The sequence below is a fragment of the Chryseolinea soli genome (assembly GCF_003589925.1).
GTDB lineage: Bacteria > Bacteroidota > Bacteroidia > Cytophagales > Cyclobacteriaceae > Chryseolinea > Chryseolinea soli.
This window is the reverse complement of record NZ_CP032382.1, coordinates 3182794-3200285: the sequence shown is the minus strand read 5'-3', so window position 1 is coordinate 3200285 and position 17492 is coordinate 3182794. Positions and strand designations below refer to the sequence as shown.

General features: G+C 52.9%; 12 protein-coding genes. 1 reads left to right on the top strand and 11 read right to left on the bottom strand.

The genetic code is table 11. The annotated features are described in order from the left end of the window. The first annotated feature begins 203 nt into the window (after positions 1–203). A complete protein-coding gene (locus D4L85_RS13810; protein WP_119758788.1) occupies positions 204–803 on the top strand; it encodes an FMN-dependent NADH-azoreductase in 600 nt (199 codons plus the stop codon). Positions 804–884: 81 nt separating this feature from the next. Here D4L85_RS13810 and D4L85_RS13805 read toward each other — a convergent pair whose 3' ends face one another. The 11 genes from D4L85_RS13805 to D4L85_RS13755 form a co-directional block, all read right to left on the bottom strand. Beyond that, a complete protein-coding gene (locus tag D4L85_RS13805; RefSeq protein ID WP_119758787.1) occupies positions 885–1292 on the bottom strand; it encodes a DoxX family protein in 408 nt (135 codons plus the stop codon). 35 nt (positions 1293–1327) lie between these two features. Continuing rightward, positions 1328–1795, bottom strand: coding sequence for a YHS domain-containing (seleno)protein (locus D4L85_RS13800; RefSeq protein WP_119754846.1), 468 nt, complete (start codon positions 1793–1795; stop codon positions 1328–1330). 83 nt (positions 1796–1878) lie between these two features. Beyond that, positions 1879–2427, bottom strand: a complete 549-nt coding sequence (locus D4L85_RS13795) for a carboxymuconolactone decarboxylase family protein (RefSeq protein ID WP_119754845.1) — start codon at positions 2425–2427, stop codon at positions 1879–1881. Positions 2428–2556: 129 nt separating this feature from the next. After that, on the bottom strand, positions 2557–3147 hold the full coding sequence (locus D4L85_RS13790; RefSeq protein WP_119754844.1) for a Crp/Fnr family transcriptional regulator: 591 nt from the start codon (positions 3145–3147) through the stop codon (positions 2557–2559). 85 nt (positions 3148–3232) lie between these two features. After that, entirely contained in the window at positions 3233–4900 is a 1668-nt protein-coding gene (locus D4L85_RS13785) for a sodium:solute symporter family protein (protein ID WP_174236157.1), read from the bottom strand. Positions 4901–4955: 55 nt separating this feature from the next. Continuing rightward, entirely contained in the window at positions 4956–7541 is a 2586-nt protein-coding gene (locus D4L85_RS13780) for a glycoside hydrolase family 127 protein (RefSeq protein ID WP_228450887.1), read from the bottom strand. Beyond that, on the bottom strand, positions 7531–9813 hold the full coding sequence (locus D4L85_RS13775; protein ID WP_119754843.1) for an FAD-dependent oxidoreductase: 2283 nt from the start codon (positions 9811–9813) through the stop codon (positions 7531–7533). The genes D4L85_RS13780 and D4L85_RS13775 overlap by 11 nt, the downstream gene beginning before the upstream one ends. A gap of 27 nt (positions 9814–9840) precedes the next feature. Then, positions 9841–11820, bottom strand: a complete 1980-nt coding sequence (locus tag D4L85_RS13770) for a glycoside hydrolase family 2 protein (protein WP_119754842.1) — start codon at positions 11818–11820, stop codon at positions 9841–9843. Between the two features lie 3 nt (positions 11821–11823). Continuing rightward, entirely contained in the window at positions 11824–12705 is an 882-nt protein-coding gene (locus D4L85_RS13765; protein ID WP_119754841.1) for a sialate O-acetylesterase, read from the bottom strand. 9 nt (positions 12706–12714) lie between these two features. Next, entirely contained in the window at positions 12715–14220 is a 1506-nt protein-coding gene (locus D4L85_RS13760) for a RagB/SusD family nutrient uptake outer membrane protein (RefSeq protein WP_119754840.1), read from the bottom strand. 30 nt (positions 14221–14250) lie between these two features. Further along, positions 14251–17316 (bottom strand): SusC/RagA family TonB-linked outer membrane protein, encoded by a 3066-nt coding sequence (locus D4L85_RS13755; RefSeq protein ID WP_228450886.1) that lies wholly within the window; start codon positions 17314–17316, stop codon positions 14251–14253. Positions 17317–17492 lie beyond the last annotated feature (176 nt).

The following is a 17492-nucleotide window of genomic DNA, read 5'->3' as shown; positions in this document are numbered from 1 at the left end:
CTTTTGTATACTAGTAACAAACCGATAGCAAAGGTAACTACTTTTGTATCAACAAAGCGCTAAACGATTGTCATGACGTCGAAAAAATTCAAATCGATTGTACACCCTTCGAAAGAACAGGGCTATGCGTGAACCATTCCGTCGAAGATCTATCCGGGGTGGTTGCTTCGCCTGTATTCGGAACAAAAATCTATGGATACACCATGAAAAAAATATTGCACATCATCTCCAGTCCCCGTGGCGCCGAATCGAACAGCACGCAGTTGGGGAATACTATTATTGAAAAAATAAAAAAGGAAGACCCGCAGAGCAAAGTAACCGTCAACAATGTTCTGGAAAAGGATTATGAACCGCTGCAGGCCATACACGTGACGGCCTACCGTCTTCCGGAAGACCATCACAGCCTGGAGCATAAACAGGCGCTTCGCGATTCCGACACCGCAGTGAGCGAGCTCTTTGACGCCGACGTCCTCGTTGTCAGCGTTCCGCTCTATAACTTCGCCATCCCCGCAGCGCTGAAGGGCTGGATCGATCACATCGTTCGTCCCGGCAAAACGTTCAGCTATCAGACGGGGAAGCCCGAGGGGCTTTTGAAAGGAAAAAAAGTCTATCTCGCCATCGCCTCCAACGGAGTCTACACAGACGGGCCGATGAAATCCATGGACTATGCAGAGCCATATCTCCGGTTCATCCTCGGATTTATCGGTCTTACCGATATCACCACCTATCGCATTGAAGGCGCCGGCATTCCGGGTGTGATGGAGACGGCCGTACAGAAAGGATTGGAAAGTGTGTTGGCTTGAGTTATCTTATATCGGCTAAATACACTCGCCCTTGCTGAGCAATTTCAACAAGGGCGAGTTGCTTTTTAAGCGGGCAAGAACTTACAATGTTGCAAATTTAGCTTTGAGCAAATCGATTAGCTGGGCCCGGTGGGTTACCGCCAGAATGAGACAACTTACAAACACCAGGAGGGCATAGGTGAACAGCAACCCGGAATCGCCTTGTACCTCGATGCCCAGTTTGGTCAGGTGAAAGAATAAAGCGCCAGCCATAAGGCCCATGCCCAACACCGCACCAAAAACCACCGTCCGCGGAACAAGCAATAGGATGGTGGCGATGAGTTCCATTACACCAATGCCAATGCGTCCCCAAGGTTCCAGGCCCACGGTCGAAAATATGTAGACCGATTCTGGCGATGCGGTGAACTTAAAGAACAGGGTTTGTGCCATAATGATCGCTGCGATCAGGCGCAAAATCCAATAGATGATATTTTTAACTTTAGTCGTCATGATCATTTTGCTATTGATGAACCGTCGCTTAAAGATCAGTGTACGAACTTTGTCCAGTTCTGATCCGCATTCGTCTTGAGGTGAGTCTCATCCTTGTTCCACATCGGGAGCGTGTTGGTCAGCAGTTTATTATAGAAGAGAAAGAGTTTGCCGTCTACAATTTTAAAAGTCTGGGGATCGATCTCTACTTTCTCGCCTTTGGAGCCCATGGCATAGGCACACCAGCCGCCATATTGAGGTTCATATTTTGCCGGGTTGGCATTGAAAGCTTCTTTGTTTTTAGTGCTGGCAAATTGATAGGTCACGCCGTTGTATACCGCGGCGATTTCCGGTTTCCCTTCGACGGCTTTGTTGTTTACAAAGTAAGCCACCGGGTCATACCCTTGGATGGCCAAACCGGATTTGGCCAGATTGAATTGCGCTTTGCGATCGGCTGTTTTTTGAGCGGAAACACTAATGACAAGGACTGTCAATACAATCAGGAGACTATTTAACTTTTTCATGGACGTAATATGATTTTGGTTGTACTATTTGAAAGGTGGCGACCATTGGGAAACCTGCCTTCGGAAGATTAATGGGGCTGTGATTAAATTTTATCGGCCAGCGGAAAGTCGATCTCAAATTGTGTAAGATTGTGAATGTAGTTGCTGATGATCTTATCGCCAATCACGATCACTACATCCACCATATTGGCCTCGGTATAGCCCGCTTCAAAGAATGCTTTTTTGGATTCCTCGGTGGCCCGGCCGTGATTCTGCACTACGGATGCTGTGAACTTTACCAACGCATCCAGCTTGCTATCAAACGATGCGCCGCCTTTGCGGATCTCGATGATCTGTTCGTCGCTAAAGCCATTCATTTTGCCGATCACTGTATGGGCCGACTGGCAATACAAACAGCCATTGATCTGGCTGGTCACCAGGTTGACGATCTCTCTTTCTTTCGCGCGCAAGGTGCTCTTCCGGTTTTGGAAGGCCAGATAGTCGGCCAGTGCCGTTTCGCTCTTCGCGAAATAGGCATACAGGTTGGGCACGAAGCCAAGATTTTTTTTGAGGTTGTCGAAGATCGCCTGATTCTTTTCAGACACTTCGGCTCTTGTGGGAACGGAGAAAGTTCCTTGTTCGAGGGTTGTCATTTTCGTTGTTGTTTAAAAGTTTCTGCGTCAACATTGACATGACAAAGGTGAGGGCAAGCACACCGGTTTACCAATGAACTGGTTTAGGAAAGGAGCCCCGAATAGGTTAAGAAAAATGGTTGAACTAGATTAACTTTTTTTAGAAAGCCGCTTATTTCGCAGTTTTGAGAGGTACTCCGAGGTCATACCGAGGTAGGAAGCAATGGCATACTGCGGCATCCGCTCGGCGATGAGATGGTATTTCTCTTCGAACTCATCGAATCGTTCCTCCGCGGTTTTGGTCAGGTTGGCGATCAGCCGCCTTTGCATGGAAGCTGTGGAACGCTCGGCGGTTATGCGAAAAAACGTTTCGTATTTGTGATGCAGCGCTTTGAGCTGGGCTTCTTTTTCGTATTCGATTTGCATGACCCAGCTGTCCTCCACCGCCACCACAAACATCGTGGCGGGCTGTTGAAAGATGTAGCTATTGTAGTCTGAGATCCACCAATCATCGATGGCAAACTGAATGGTGTGCTCCTCCCCCGCATTGCCTACCACATAGCCGCGGAAGGCGCCGTGGATAACATAGTTACGGGCCTTGGCGACAAAATTAGGTTGGACGACGAATTGCCGTTTCTTGATCCGGAGGGGCGTAAAAAAGGACATGAATTCTGTCAACTCCGCTTCCGTGAGCGGGACCTTTTTGAGGATGTGGTTTTTAAACGGCGTTAGATCGGTCATGAAACTCATTAAAAATCAAATAAAATTCGCTTTTTAATAAGTTTTACACAACCGGATGTCCATTTATTGAACCTAAATGTCGCGCCTACGACGCGGCACGTCGAATCCGTAAAAGGCCAATGGATGACAACACAAAGATCCCGCCGCCAACTGCCATGACAATGCTGTTTTGTTTGGCCGCCAAACCCAACGAGAAAATACCGAGCCCAACAACGGCCGATGCAATAACAATGACGGTGACTCCAAACACATTCTGACGGCGCGCCTCGGCATGATGGGCACCCGATGGCTTCGCGGCATTCGACTGTTCACGCTCCAGCGCCAACGCCCTCTCCGAAACCATCGCCTTGGACGCGTAGTACCATTCAAAGCAGGCCAGCATCAGCAACGGCAGGCCTACACCCAAAAGCGTCTCAATCGTTCTATTGAATTTCAGACCGATGAGCGAGGGTACAATCACCTTAAAAAAAAGATTGATCAACAGGGCTACGATGGTTGTCGTAATGACAGAGAAAGCATTCTGCCGTTTCGAATACAACGACCAAATGATCGGTGCAAAGAGCGCACCGCCCGCGATGGCTGCAATGCTCAACACCACCTCGACGATGCCGCCCGCCAGCGGCACCAACATGGCCACGCCAATGGTGCCCGCCCCGAACAGCAGCGTGAAGAGTCGCGCCACCAGGATCTGCTCCTTCTCCGATGCTGCCGGCCGGAAGACACTGCGATAAACGTCCTGCGCAAAAACAGTAGCCGCCAGGTTGATGGTCGTGTTCGCTTTGCTGGAAGTGGCCGAGATCATCCCCGACAACACCAACCCGATCAGCCCCGCCGGCAGCACGCGCTGGCACAACATCATGTAGGCGCCTTCCGGGTCGAGGCCTTGCAGGTCTGGGTTGATCACCCGGTAGATCATGGGCGGCAGCATCCAGATGAGGGGGCTAACGAGGTATAACCCGGCAAACAGGTACGCCACTTTCTTTGCATTCCGTTCGTCCGATACACTGGTGTAGCGTTGAACATACGACCAGTTGCCGCCGATATAAACGGTTTGGTACCCAATGAAAGCCAACATGAAGCCCGCGGTGTAGTCGCTGGTGAACGGTTCGAAGAAATGTTCCGGCGTTTTAGTGAAGAGGTTGTTCACGCCGCCAATCTCACCAAAGGCCGCGGGGATCACGATCAGCACGGCGGCCATCAGGATGACAAACTGCACGACGTCCGTTACCAACACGGCCCATAGCCCGCCCGCCGCCGTGTAGAGCACAATGACCAACCCAATCCCGATGATGCAGGCATTGAGCGAGAACGGCGTGGCCACATACACCATCTTCCCCACCGGGTACAACACGGCGCTGGTATTGACCAGGCTCAGGATGAGGATGAGGTAGGTATAAAATTGTTGCGCCCTGGTGCCGAATCGTTTGCCGATATATTCCGCTGCCGTGCGCGTGCCGGTGCGTTTCCATTTGGCTGCGATGAAGATGGCCACGAGAAAACCGCTGACGGCCATGGTGAGCTGAATGACGTTGGCCACGGCACCATGTTTATAGGCGATGGAACCCCACACCACGAAGGTGCCCGCCGAAAAATAACTGATGAACAAGGAGAGCCCGTTGATCCACCACGGCGTCTCACCCCCCGCTTCGAAGAAAGCTTGTCCACTCTTGCTCCCCATGCGGGTGAACGTCAACCCGATGGCAAAGATCAGCAGGGCAAACACTATCATGACGATAAAATCGAGTTGTTCCATGGGCGCGGGGCGTCGTTGTTATGGGGTGTAAAACTAAGTTAGGATGGAGGTTGGCTCAAAGGTCTACGGCATATACTTTTATGCCATAGGCCGGCACCGTGACGTCCACCAAAACGCCAGGGCTCAGCGTCTTGTTTTCGGTCAATTCCGTAATGGCCTTCGCGCGTGCGCCGGGGCTGATCTTCGATAGATCGATGCGCAGCGTTTGCTGACGGGGTTCGTTGCGGTCGTTGAGGATCACCGCGTACACACGTTGCTTCGAAACCGATTGTGCCATGATGCATTCCAGGTTAGGGTCGTCCAGCCGGAACAGGCCTTCGCGCAGGATGAGGTTGGCCGGGTCGCTATAGATCTTGCCGGGCGCAAAGCCATAGCTCTGGTGTGGGCCAACTTTGGGCGTCACAAAGCCGCGGGGAAAGATCACGTTGTCGTGGGAGCGCAGTTGTGCCTCGGCCATCAGGTAGTCGGTGATCCAACCGATCTGCCACCAGGCGTGATGGGGATATGGTCCTGAACCTTTGTTCATCGCGCGCCAGTAATACGATGCCACGCTTGTCGCCGAGTCCACAAAAGCATCGCGGCCGAGAGCGCCCGCACGCGCCATGTCGATGAGCAGGGAGTCGCCCGTCAGTTTGAAGACGCGGACGAACAGGCCGGCATGGCTTGCCAGCTGAATGGGTCCGTTGCGCTGGGCCGAGCCCATGATGCCGCCGTGCTCGAAGCCCAGTCCCGACTGTGTGATCTCCCAATCCTGCCGTTTCTCGCCGTTCACCAGCTTTTCGTGCTGGGTTGGGATGGGGTGCGTATAGATGGACGTCGTGTAGATCCGGGCGGTAGCGATGGCAGCATCTTGATACACTTGCTTCTTCGTAAAGTCATACAAGTCCAACAACGCTTGCGCGGTCTGGGCCGTGGCAAAATCGGGAGCATAACGCGCATCGCCACAAACCCCGAGGAAATGTCCTTTGTTGACTCCGTTCTTTATAAGCCAGTCCGCTCCTTTCTCTGCCGCCTTGAGATACTTCTCGTCTTTCAAGATCCGGTAGGCCACGATCAGTCCATAGAATGTGGGACGGAGATCCTTGATGTCGGTGAACAATGGCTTTTGCGTTTGTTGATCATAGGCCACTTCCCAACTGCCATCTTCCTTTTGCCACTTCAGCAACAAGTCTGCGCCCATGCGAAGCCGTTCGAGCAATGCTTTATTATCCGGTTCGAAGAGCAGGATATTTCCCACGTCGAGCATAGTGTAGTAGGTGAGGCTTACGGGCTCAACAAATTCTCCCCACTCCTCCACAAACACCTTGCGTTTCGCTAAGTAGTATTGCCCCATGGCAGCGCCTTGAAAAAATCCGGGCTTCGTTTGCTGTTGCACCAATTTGAAGTTCAGTGCGTACGGCAATACATTCTTCTTCAACAGCGGATCGCCCGTCGCCTGCGCCAGCATCCACATGGCGCCGTAGTCGGAGTTCTTCATGGCATCCTTCTGCGAGCCAACCACGCCCCCCAGGTAGGACTGTCCTCCGATTTTTAACCCTTGATAGGATTCGATATTCCAAAGCGACGTTTTGGGATCGAGCAGGTAGTGGTGCATGGCCTCGATCCGGCTGGTCAGTGATTGCCGGTTTGTGCGCAACGCCAGCGTGTTTTTGAATTGATAGATGTCGTTGGCGGCGTGGTTCACATTTTTATACCAGTTGCCGCTTTGCACGCTGTAGCGGAACTCAAAGGCAATTGTGTCGCCGGCCCTTAGCAGCGATGGCTTTTCACCCAACACCGGGAAGTACACCGACGGCGCCAGGGCTGCGTCGCGATTCTTGTGCGAAATACCGATGTGCCATTCCTCATGCGTATTGTGATCTTTTTCCCAGGGGTCACGGCCCAACCCCGGCGCGGGGATCACGGCCAACGATACCTGATCTTTCGTGTCGACAATCGCCGCCATGGTGCTGACGCAACGCTCACGGTAGAGCACAGGCAGTTCGGGAACACCTTGCCCATAGGCATACGCCAGCACAAAGTCCTTCTGGATCGCATCGCCTTGAAAATAGCCGGGCACAGTAGCCCAGGCCATGTCCTTTTCGTCAACCGTCACCAACGTGGGAGAGCTCAGCGAATAGTAGCCGGCTTTTTTTACCACGGCCGTTTGCTTTACCACGATGTCGGTAGGATATTTTTCATCCAACCGCCATTCGGCTGTCACCATGGCTTGTTCGTTGTCGGATGTAAAGGTGATCGCGTTACCTGTTGTCTTGGCTTCCTGTGGAAAAAATGTCAGGGCTTTACCGGCGGTGTTCAGCGATACCGGCTCGGTGGCGGCTTTCCAAATATCCTGTTGATAGTGATACACCTTTTCGGGGAATTGGACCCCGGTGTTGGCCTTGAAGATCGTGGCCGTGCTATCGGGTTTGCCTTCGCTGAACAGCAAGGTATACTTGCCCGACGGAACGCCGACTTTCTTCCACACCCCTCCTGCCTGCAACTGCAAATCCTTCATCTTCCACCCTTCGCCGCTTTTTTCCCAGCTAAGTTTCAGTTCGGTGTTGGCCAGTTGCACATCTTCTTTCCGGCATCCAGCCAAAACCAGCGCCAGCCCTATGGCAAAAACAAATTGTTTCATCATGTCCTTCTCAATTTTCATAGCACAATACTTCAAATACCGCCGCGGGCACCCGCTCCGACGGATGCTCCACTTCCAGTGTCAAGCGTTTGGTTTGCAGGGGCTCGTGCAACCGGATGGTGTTCATCGTCTGATAATTTCCCGTCTTTTGATAAACGACGTTGCCCTGGTCGTCGCGCAATACATAGTTGCGTACGCAGAACGGCATCACATTTTCCGGGTGGCCCATGAGCACCGACTCCATGGGGTGATCAAAGTCGGTATCGAACTTTAACACAATGGTACGAATGGTTTTCGGCTCCGTCCATGAGATTTGCAAGGCTGGTTTGGGATCGGAAGAGGACGCCACCCATGCATTGGGCCGGTCCGTGGGGCGCGCCACGCCGTTTCGAATATTTTCCACGCCAAAATCTTCCAACGGTGTACTCATCTTGATGGCCAGGTTTTCTCCTTGCGGCCGGCGCTGGGGACACCAGAATTCAAACGCGTCGATGCCGATGTCATCGGGTGGTGTCTGCTTGCCATAGTTGGATACGGCTTCGTTTATGTGATTGAACACCGACAACACACCGGTGATCCGCTTGGGCGAAAAATGCAGCTTTATCGCGGGATTTTTTCGAAACACAATGAACACATACTGCGCAGAAGGAAGCTTTGTTTTAAACGCAAGCTTTACACAGTTTCGTCCTTCCACGAGGTCGATGGTCTTTTGTTCGAGTAAGACATCGGGCGTGAAGCTTCCGATCTTGCCGCACGTGCGCAACTCCACTTGCATCGCCGTGACCGTAGTCGCTTGCGCGTGCACGGTGAAGATGGGAAGTTCGCCTTTGGTGGCCGGCAGCATTTGGGCTACCGCGGGGTCCAGCGTTTTCAATAAACTGTCTTCGGGCAATTCGTTTAATCGCAGTTCACTGGAGGCCGACAAAGATGCCTGGTGTACGAGGTTCTTTTTATCGTCCAGCACAAATCCAGGAATGTATTGTCCCGAGCGGATCAGTCTTTGTTGCAAGGCCTTCATGCGTTGTGTTTCGCCCAGTGCGGAGGGCAACACGTTAAGTTCGCGGCACAACACAGCGGCCATACCCACGGACTGTCCACCATAGGCGCTGGTGCCCATGACCCGCGCCGAGCCAAACGCTACGTGACTTACGCTGATGATCCTTCCTGCAAAAAAAAGATTCGGGACGTTCTTGCTATAGAAACTGCGATAAGGAATATGGTAAATGCCTTTGCCATGCCACTGATTGCAGCCCGGCTTTTCGCTGAACACGCCGTCGGCCGGGTGCAGGTCGATGGACCAGCCTCCGTAGGCAACGGCATCGCTATGCTCGCGCTGCTCTACGATGTCTTGTTGCCGCAACATATAGTCGCCTTCAAAGCGGCGGCTTTCGCGCTTGCCAGGGATAGTACCCACCCATTCCAACGTGAGGTTCCTGGCTTCAGGGAACTCGCCGGAGTTTTTGATGTGATTCCACACGCCATAGACCACACGCCACAATTCCCATTTGATGGCCTCCGTTTCATGCACGGTGTCCAGTCTTCCACCGTATTCGATCCACCACAGATTACATCCGTATTCTTTTGAGTTGAATTTCCGGTAACGGGGAATGGCCGTAATGTCTTTCAGGGCATAGGATGGCGGCACGAAGTTCACCGGTTTGCCGGTGTCCTTGCTGTAGAAATAAAGCGAATGGCCCAGCAGTTCACCGTAGTCTTTCGATGGGGCAAATTTTTCGCCCAGCTCATCCCGCGATTCAGCACCCATCCGAAACGCAGCGCCGGATAAAAATCCCAGTACACCATCGCCAGAAGCATCGCAAAACAAAGGCGCCTTCAACACGTACTCCACCGAGTTCTGACTACAAAAAGCTTTCACGCTCGCGATGGTGTCGTCCGGATTCTTCTCCACTTCGATCGCGGCGGTATTCAACAACAGCGTGATGTTCGGTTCGCTCACGACTTTATCCAGCACCACCGTGTCAAAAATCACAGCGTTGCCTTCTGGGTTCCGGTAGAGGTTCTCCACCAGGATCTCATCGATCACACCGCCTTCGCGTGACCAGCGATTGTTGTTTCCCATGTGCGATGTGGCCCCCAAGACCCACAGGCGTACCTCGCTGGAGGCGTTGCCGCCCAATACGGGTCGGTCTTGCACCAACGTTACTTTTATTCCTTCGCGCGCGGCCGTGATGGCGCAGCAGGTGCCGGCCAGTCCGCCACCCACCACCACCAGGTCGGAGGCGATTATTTTCTGCTGAAACGATCTGGACTTCTTTCGCTCTTCAATCATCATATTTATATGGCCGTTAACAACCGTTTTTTATTGCTGAACTGATTTTTTCAATACGGTAAACCCACCGGGCTTCACCAGTGCTATTTCTTTTACTGCCGGCCCTTCGTAGGTAAACGTCTTGCTCTCGCCGGGTTTGAGTTGTGCGATGTCGAAGGTCTGACTTCCACACGCAAGCTTGTAATGACGCAGCGTGTAGCTTGGAAAATCCTTTCGCGCGGTCACTGTAATGCTAAGCTTACCGCCCTCGCTCCTGAAGGCGACGGTAGCCGGCGCAAATTCTTCCTGGAAGGCATAGTACATGCCCCTCAGTTCACGCTCAGGCGACACCAGTCCCCAAGGACGATAGCCGTTGGGATTGGTGCCGGGGAAACGGCTCTGATAGTCGTTGAAGGTCCACACCGAAGCGCCCACCAGGAAGTCGCACTGCCGGAAGTCCTGCATCGCTTTTGCGAGATGATCCACACGGCCTTGTTCTGTTTTCACACCGTCGGTACGGATACCAAATTCGCTGACATAAACCGCTTTGTCAGGATAGATCTCGTGAATGTGCTTCAGGTTGCTGAGGTAGTTGCCGTACATGTTGGAGCTGATGAAGTCCACATACTGCGAAGCTTCGTCTTCGGGCTTTTTGATGATGTCACGCGCCACGAACATGCTGGCGAAAGTGACGAGCCGCGAAGGGTCGAGGGATTTCGCATAGGCATACATGTCTTTTGTCCATGACTTACCTTCGTCGGTTTGGGAGGGGAATTCATTGCCCACACTCCAGGCAAACACAGAAGGGTGATTCCAATCGCGTTCGACCATTTCACTAAACTGCGATTGAAATTTCTTTCGCATCACCGGGTCCGACATTTGTTTTGGTGTCAGCTGCCAGTTCCCCGCTTCGGCGATGATGAGCAACCCATGCTCGTCAGCCCAGTCCAGCAGGTGTGTGGACACCGGATAGTGACTGATACGCGACAGCTCCATGCCACCCGATTTGATGAGGGCGAGGTCTTTTTCCAGAATTTCTTGTGGATCCATTGATCCGTAGTGTGGATAGTCCAGCGGGCGGTTGCAGCCGCCCATGCGGATAGGCTCGCCGTTAAGCAGCAGGCTGGTTCCTTTTACTTCCACTTTTCGAATGCCGAACCGAGTGCGGACGGTATCGGCGCCCGCTATCACCTCGGCTTCATACAATGTGGGTTCGTCCGTATACCAAAGCGCAACATCTTTGGCAGCCAGCGTTCCTTCTATCCAGAGGGCACCCGTGCTTTGCGATGTCCCGGCAGGTTTCAGTTTTCCTTTGAACGGCACCTTCACCTTATCGCGGTAAATCGTCAGTACCGGTGTGATTTTTTTCGACGCGTCGGCATTGGCCAAATCAACCCGCACCTGCAGCAACGTGGTTTTCTTCACCAGGTCCGGATCGGTCACGATCTTGACACGCTGGATGTATGTGCTTGGACGAATGATCAGATACACCTCGCGGTTGATGCCCCCATAGTTGATCCATGGAAAAACCTGGGCATTATTTTCGTTCTCATAAACTACACGCGTCTTGGCACCCGGAATGGTGGTCGTATCCCAAGCATTGTTCACTTTCAGCGCCAGCGTATTCTCCGCCGACAAAGCATCCGTAACATCAATCTCAAAAGGTGTGTATCCGCCTTCGTGCTCCCCCAGCTTTTTGTTATTCATCCATACCGCCGATTTATAAAACACTGCCTCAAACCGGAGGAAGGCGCGATGACCTGGCGGCACGGGCGACTGTTTGAATTTTTTTATGTACCAGGCGGAGCCCGTGTACAATTGATACCGGGGATCAACCGAAAAACAATGCGGCACGGTCACTTGATCCCACCGGGTGAGCGGGAAGTCGGCGGTGTACCAGGAATCCTTCTCGCCAATGTTAACGGGGTCGAGCGCGAAGGCCCACTCGCCATGCAGGGTTGTCTTCGATGACTGGCCCAGCAAGGTGAGCGGACAAAAGAGAATAAGTAAGACGACGTATTTCAATTTCATGGATCATTTAAAGTTTGAAAGGGCGTCGGCCACTGCCGCGCCAATGTGGTTTAAGCCGATTTGATTATAGTGAATTTGGTCCTTCATCCAACCCTTCGCCTCAAACCGATTCGTTTCCGTGTAGATCACGTTTGTGAATTTGTCTTTGTCGGCAACATTCTGTTGTGCGCGGCGTACGGCATCAAAGCCTTCGTGGGGGTGATCTTTGAAGTAACCCGTTTGAACAATGTAGAAAGGGACATCCTTTCCCAGGGCTTTCCGGAATCGCGCGATCAAGGTCGTCAACGCTGCTTCATATTCCAGCGGCGTCAGTTTCCCATCGTTGATGGCATTGGCATCGCGTTCGCCTTGCAGCCAAAGTATTCCCGAGAGCGTGACGGCCGTCTTCTTTTCGGCAGCCTTCACTTTTGTTATTGCATCCTCGAACAACATCAGGTTGCCGCGGGTATCCCACGTTCCATAGTTGTTCAACTCCGCCTTTTGATGACAGGACGCTCCTCCCCGCGCTGCCGAAACAATGACAACAGACGAAGACGGCTGTCGTGCCACCATCCTCGATGCAAAGGCAGGTGCAAGGCTTCCGTTGTTGGCCCGCTCAAAATTCAGTTCTTTCACTCCTGCAGGATCGGCGAGTGGACGTAGTGCATCAGAGGTGAACGCATATTCCCACGCCGTGTCATTTTCACATTTCGGCGACAGGGTGCTGTCGCCCTGCCCTACGGCGTTGCTCTGACCCGCAATGAGCCAGAGTGTTTTTTCCTGCGCAAACGTTTTTGCATTCATCAGCAGTGTGCTCACAAAAAGGCAACAGGCGAACAGTGAAGCAACCCGGTTAAACCGGAAAGCTCCTCTGTTCGCGCTGCCACCCTCTACCCAAATCATCATCACTTACTATTATTTCCAGGGATCGTTTTGTGTCAACAGGGTGTTTGCATTGAGCTCATCCTGAGGGATGGGAAAATATTTATTCTTCGGCTGTGGTGTGCGCACGGGATAGTAGTCGCTCACCGCTAAAGGGATCACCGTCATGAATTTATCCGTGCGCGTAAGGTCATACCAGCGATCGCCTTCAGCGAAGAACTCCCATGAACGTTCCTGCAACACGGCATCGATGAAAGCCTGTTGACTTAATCCGGCCGTCAGATCACCCAGGCCCGCACGATGACGAACAGCGTCGGCATAGTCATAGGCTGCTGTCGTTGGTCCGTTGAGGTGCGCTTCCGCTTCAGCGGCGATGAGGTACACATCGGCCATGCGAAAGATCGGTATGTTGTTGGTATTGCCCGTGGTCGAAAAGGGATCCATATATTTTTTCACCAACACGCCGTTCTTGGTAATGGGCGTGATGCTTTTCTGCGGAACAGTCTTGCCCGTTTTGTCAATGTAGGTCGTATCCAGTAAGGCGCGGCGTTTATCGGTCGGGTCAAAAGAATTGAAGAACGACTGATAGGCGAAGAAAGATCCGAAGGTGGTGAGTCCATAGGCCGGGCCGTTGCTGCCGGGAGGGCCACAAAGACCCACCATCTGGTGACTTCTCGCCGACGTGGAGCCGGAAACCGAAGCGTTGGACTCGGATTCAAAGGCAAAGATATTTTCCACGCGTGCCACATCTTCTTTTGTTACATCGTAGATATCCAGCACATTGGGCATCAGCATCAGATAGGCATTGGTCATCACGGCCTGGGCTTTCGACAACGAGGTGGCCCAATCTTGATTATAGAGTGCTGCTTTCGCATACAGTGCCAGCGCAGCTTCTTTTGAAGCGCGACCTTTCACCAGGGAAGCCGTGTGCGTAGGCAACTTGACAACCGCCGAGTCGAGGTCCTGATAGATCTGCTTGTACACGTCGGCGATGGCGCTCTTTGGCACATAAGCATTTGCCTGCACGTCGCTGGGTTTTATTTTGATGATCACTTCGCCGAAATTTTTTGTGGCCATCCAATGATAGAACGCGCGCAGAAAAAAAGCTTCGCCAATGATCTCCTTCTTGCGGGCGGCATCCATGCTCGCACCGGGCACCTTCTCGATCACCCAATTTGCTTTTTCGATGCCGTCATAGCAAGAGATCCAGATCTGTTGTGGCGATTCAAAAAGTCGGCCTGCCGTGCGTTGCGCCGTGTAATTGACGTCGTAGGTAAATAACGTCAGCGCATTGCGCGATACAGCTGCGCGCGGATACGTTTGATCGGCACTGAAGTCAGGCACCAACACGGCCGCAGGGCCGCTGTACATGTCGGCGATGGGGTCGTATGCGGCCGTGATCGCGGCCTGCGCGTCGGCGCCGGTCTTGTAGAAGTTTGCGGTGTAGATGGAGGAGTATACCTGCTCATCCAGCTGGCACGATGCCAGCATCAGCAGCGTCAGGCAAACGGGAGTAAAATATGTCGTTATGCGTTTCATAAGATTATGCTTGTTATGGATTCGCGACCGTTAAAAAGTTACTTGAATGCCGCCGAGTACCGAACGGGCCGCGGGATACACGAGGTTGTCCACACCAATGGTGGTGTTCGATCCGGCGTAAGTGTTCACCTCGGGATCATAGCCGGTGTACTTCGTGATGGTGAACAAATTGTTCGTGCTCACATAGATCCGCGCGCTGTTGATGCCTTTGATGGCGGGCAAGCGATAGCCCAGCGTGATGTTCTTGCAACGCAGGTAAGAGCCATTTTCCACAAAGCGGTCGGTGATGGGAAGGCGTCCGCCCTGGAGGGGGCTTGCATATTCGTTGTTGGGATTGTCGGCTGTCCAGTGATTGGCCGCGCCGGCCAGCAAGTTTCTTTGCCCCAGCGGATTTTCGAAGGAGGCGCGGCTCACGTTGTAGATGTCGTTGCCATACGATCCGGAGACGAACATGCTGAGATCAAAGTTCTTGTAGGAAAGATTTGTCGAGATACCGTAGATAAATTTAGGGTTGGGGTTGCCCGTGATCACCTGGTCGGCCGAACTGATCACACCGTCGCCATTGTAGTCCTTCACTTTTGTTCCGCCGATGCGTCCATCCGAACCCGGGATGATCGTTTCACCGGTTTGATAGATGCCGTCGAACAGATAGGTCTTGAAGAGACCCAACGGCTGGCCAACTTTCAGGATGGTATAGGTTGTGATGAACCGTTCGTTGGTCACCCCGCCGTCGATGTCGGTCACTTTATTACGGTTGGCCGTGAAGTTGGCGCTAAGGTTCCATTTGAAATCGCCGTGATCGATCACCCGCGCGTTGGCCGATAATTCGATCCCCTTGTTCTGGATCCCACCCAGGTTGGTGATGATCGACGGATAGCCGGATGACAGGGGTAAGGTTTTTTCATACAAGAGATCTTTGGTGTCTTTCTTATAGACATCCACCGTAAAGCCGATGCGATCGTCAAACAAGCTCACATCCAAACCGATGTCGAGCTGCGTGGATTTTTCCCAACGAAGATCGGGGTTGGCAATGCCCGACGGGCTGATGCCTTTTGTATACCCGTGATTGAACTGATAGTCGCCGCCGCCGGGAGAAGTCAGACTCGAAGTAGTTTGCAGCGAAAGGGATTTGTAGGGATCGATCGCCCCGGCATTCCCCGTACGACCAAAGCTGGCCCGAAGTTTCAGATCGCTGATGAAGTCTGCGTCTTGCATGAAGGCTTCCTCGTTGATGCGCCATGCCGCAGAGGCCGCAGGAAAGAAACCATACTTGTGGTTTGCACCAAACTTGGACGAGCCGTCGGCACGTGCCGTAACATCGAAGAAATATTTGTCCTTATAACCGTAGTTCACGCGACCCATATACGAATCCAGCCGCTCCTTGGTGCGCACGCTGCTGGTCGACACCGTGTTTGCGATCTGCAGCAATTCGTTTGTAGTAGCATCGTTCGGGAAGCCGTTGGCGTTGATGGTGTTCTGGTTGTACTGCACCGACTGGGTAGCAAACACACCGGTGAATTTCAGCGTGTGAACATCGGCCAACGTCTTCGTGTAGGTGAGGATGCTTTCATGCAAGAGCACGAGGTTATTGCGATTGTCCTTTTTCGCCGAGCCCGAATTGGCATTGATGTCTTTTGTAGCAATGATGTATAGCGGCGAGTAGTAATTGTTCAGGTTCCCCTGTACATCGGCATTGAACGAAGCGCGATAGGTCAGGCCTTTCAACAGGGTGGCTTCTCCATATATATTGGTCATCAACCGGCGGATATCCGTTTGATTTTTGACCGACGCCAATCCCAAGGGGTTGGTCACTTCGCGATAGCGGCCGTCGCGTTGTTCGCCGAACGGATAGAGGGAGCCGTCATCGCGATAGGGCCGCAAGGTGGGAGGCGCACCCAGCGCAGCACCCACGATGCTACCCGTTACGACATCGGCATCGCCCACGGTTTGCGATCCCGTGGGAATGCCCGCGTTGATGTTGTAGCTGCCCATGATGCTCGTGCCGATCTTCACTCGGTCGCTGATCTTGTGATCGAGGTTCAGCCGCAGCGAGTAGCGTTTGAAATTGGAATTGATGATGATCCCGTCCTGGTTGAAATAGTTCAGCGACAAAGCCAGTTGGGTCTTATCGGTTCCGCCGTTCACGGACAACTGATGGTTTTGGATGGGCGCTGTGCGGAAGATGAGGTCCTGCCAGTTCACACCCTGTCCCTCGGCTGCGGGATCGGCATATACTTGTGATTTAAAAACGTCGTTTTCCAGTTGTGCAAATTGCGCAGCGTTGAGCATGTCGAGTTCCTTGCGCACTTGCTGCACGCCATAATAGCCTTCATACGAAACGCGGGTGGTTCCGCTTTTACCGCGCTTGGTCGTGATGAGCACTACCCCGTTGGAGCCCCGTGCACCATAGATGGCGGTAGCGGAGGCATCTTTCAACACTTCCACCGATTCGATGTCGTTGGGGTTGATGGTGGAGAGCGGGCTCACGTCGGTGATGTTGCCGCTGTTGGCGACCTGGATACCGTCGATGACGTACAGAGGTTCCGATGTTCCATTGATGGAGTTCGTTCCGCGAACGCGAACACTGACGTTACCACCCGGGGCGCCGGAGTTTTGCGTGATCTGTACACCGGCCACCCTTCCCTGGAGACCTTGGACTACGTTGGACACCGGTGTTTGTACGAGGTCGGAGGATTTCACGGAAGCGATGGAGCCCGTGGTCTCAATCTTGCGCTGGGTACCATAACCCACTACCACAACTTCCCCCAGGGTTTCCATGTCGGTCGTAAGGGTGACGTCGAGCGTTGTTTGGTTCCCCACGGTCAGTTCCTGTGTCTTGTAGCCGATGAAAGAGAATACCAGCACGTCGGCCGGGGTCACGTCGCCCAGCGTATATTGTCCATCCGCATCCGTCGTTGTGCCGCGCGACGATCCCTTGATCAGCACGTTCACCCCTGGCAGCACCTCTCCGACGTCGGAGACGACTTTTCCCTTCACCGATCCGCCTTGCGCAAACGCAAACGACGGGCTGCCCAGCAAATAAAGCATGCATCCCAGCAGCAGGAAAACACGCGTTGTAGTAAAGCTTTTTCTCATAGAGGTTTGAAATTATGGGCAGAAATGTAATTCGTGTTCGCGGAAAAATTATTGAAAACGATTGAAATCAGGTTTCAAGATGTACCGGGAACGCTTTCGCAACCGCTCTCGATAGGTGAGGGCCATCCATCACCGCCGTTTTTTCAATCGTTACCAACATTTCCCAGGCGACTTTT

Coding starts and splice junctions, on each gene's coding strand:
- D4L85_RS13760 (WP_119754840.1), bottom strand. CDS start 14,220: ATGAAACGCATAACGACATATTTTACTCCCGTTTGCCTGACGCTGCTG.
- D4L85_RS13765 (WP_119754841.1), bottom strand. CDS start 12,705: ATGATGATTTGGGTAGAGGGTGGCAGCGCGAACAGAGGAGCTTTCCGG.
- D4L85_RS13810 (WP_119758788.1), top strand. CDS start 204: ATGAAAAAAATATTGCACATCATCTCCAGTCCCCGTGGCGCCGAATCG.
- D4L85_RS13780 (WP_228450887.1), bottom strand. CDS start 7,541: ATGAAAATTGAGAAGGACATGATGAAACAATTTGTTTTTGCCATAGGG.
- D4L85_RS13795 (WP_119754845.1), bottom strand. CDS start 2,427: ATGACAACCCTCGAACAAGGAACTTTCTCCGTTCCCACAAGAGCCGAA.
- D4L85_RS13775 (WP_119754843.1), bottom strand. CDS start 9,813: ATGATGATTGAAGAGCGAAAGAAGTCCAGATCGTTTCAGCAGAAAATA.
- D4L85_RS13790 (WP_119754844.1), bottom strand. CDS start 3,147: ATGACCGATCTAACGCCGTTTAAAAACCACATCCTCAAAAAGGTCCCG.
- D4L85_RS13805 (WP_119758787.1), bottom strand. CDS start 1,292: ATGACGACTAAAGTTAAAAATATCATCTATTGGATTTTGCGCCTGATC.
- D4L85_RS13770 (WP_119754842.1), bottom strand. CDS start 11,820: ATGAAATTGAAATACGTCGTCTTACTTATTCTCTTTTGTCCGCTCACC.
- D4L85_RS13755 (WP_228450886.1), bottom strand. CDS start 17,316: ATGAGAAAAAGCTTTACTACAACGCGTGTTTTCCTGCTGCTGGGATGC.
- D4L85_RS13800 (WP_119754846.1), bottom strand. CDS start 1,795: ATGAAAAAGTTAAATAGTCTCCTGATTGTATTGACAGTCCTTGTCATT.
- D4L85_RS13785 (WP_174236157.1), bottom strand. CDS start 4,900: ATGGAACAACTCGATTTTATCGTCATGATAGTGTTTGCCCTGCTGATC.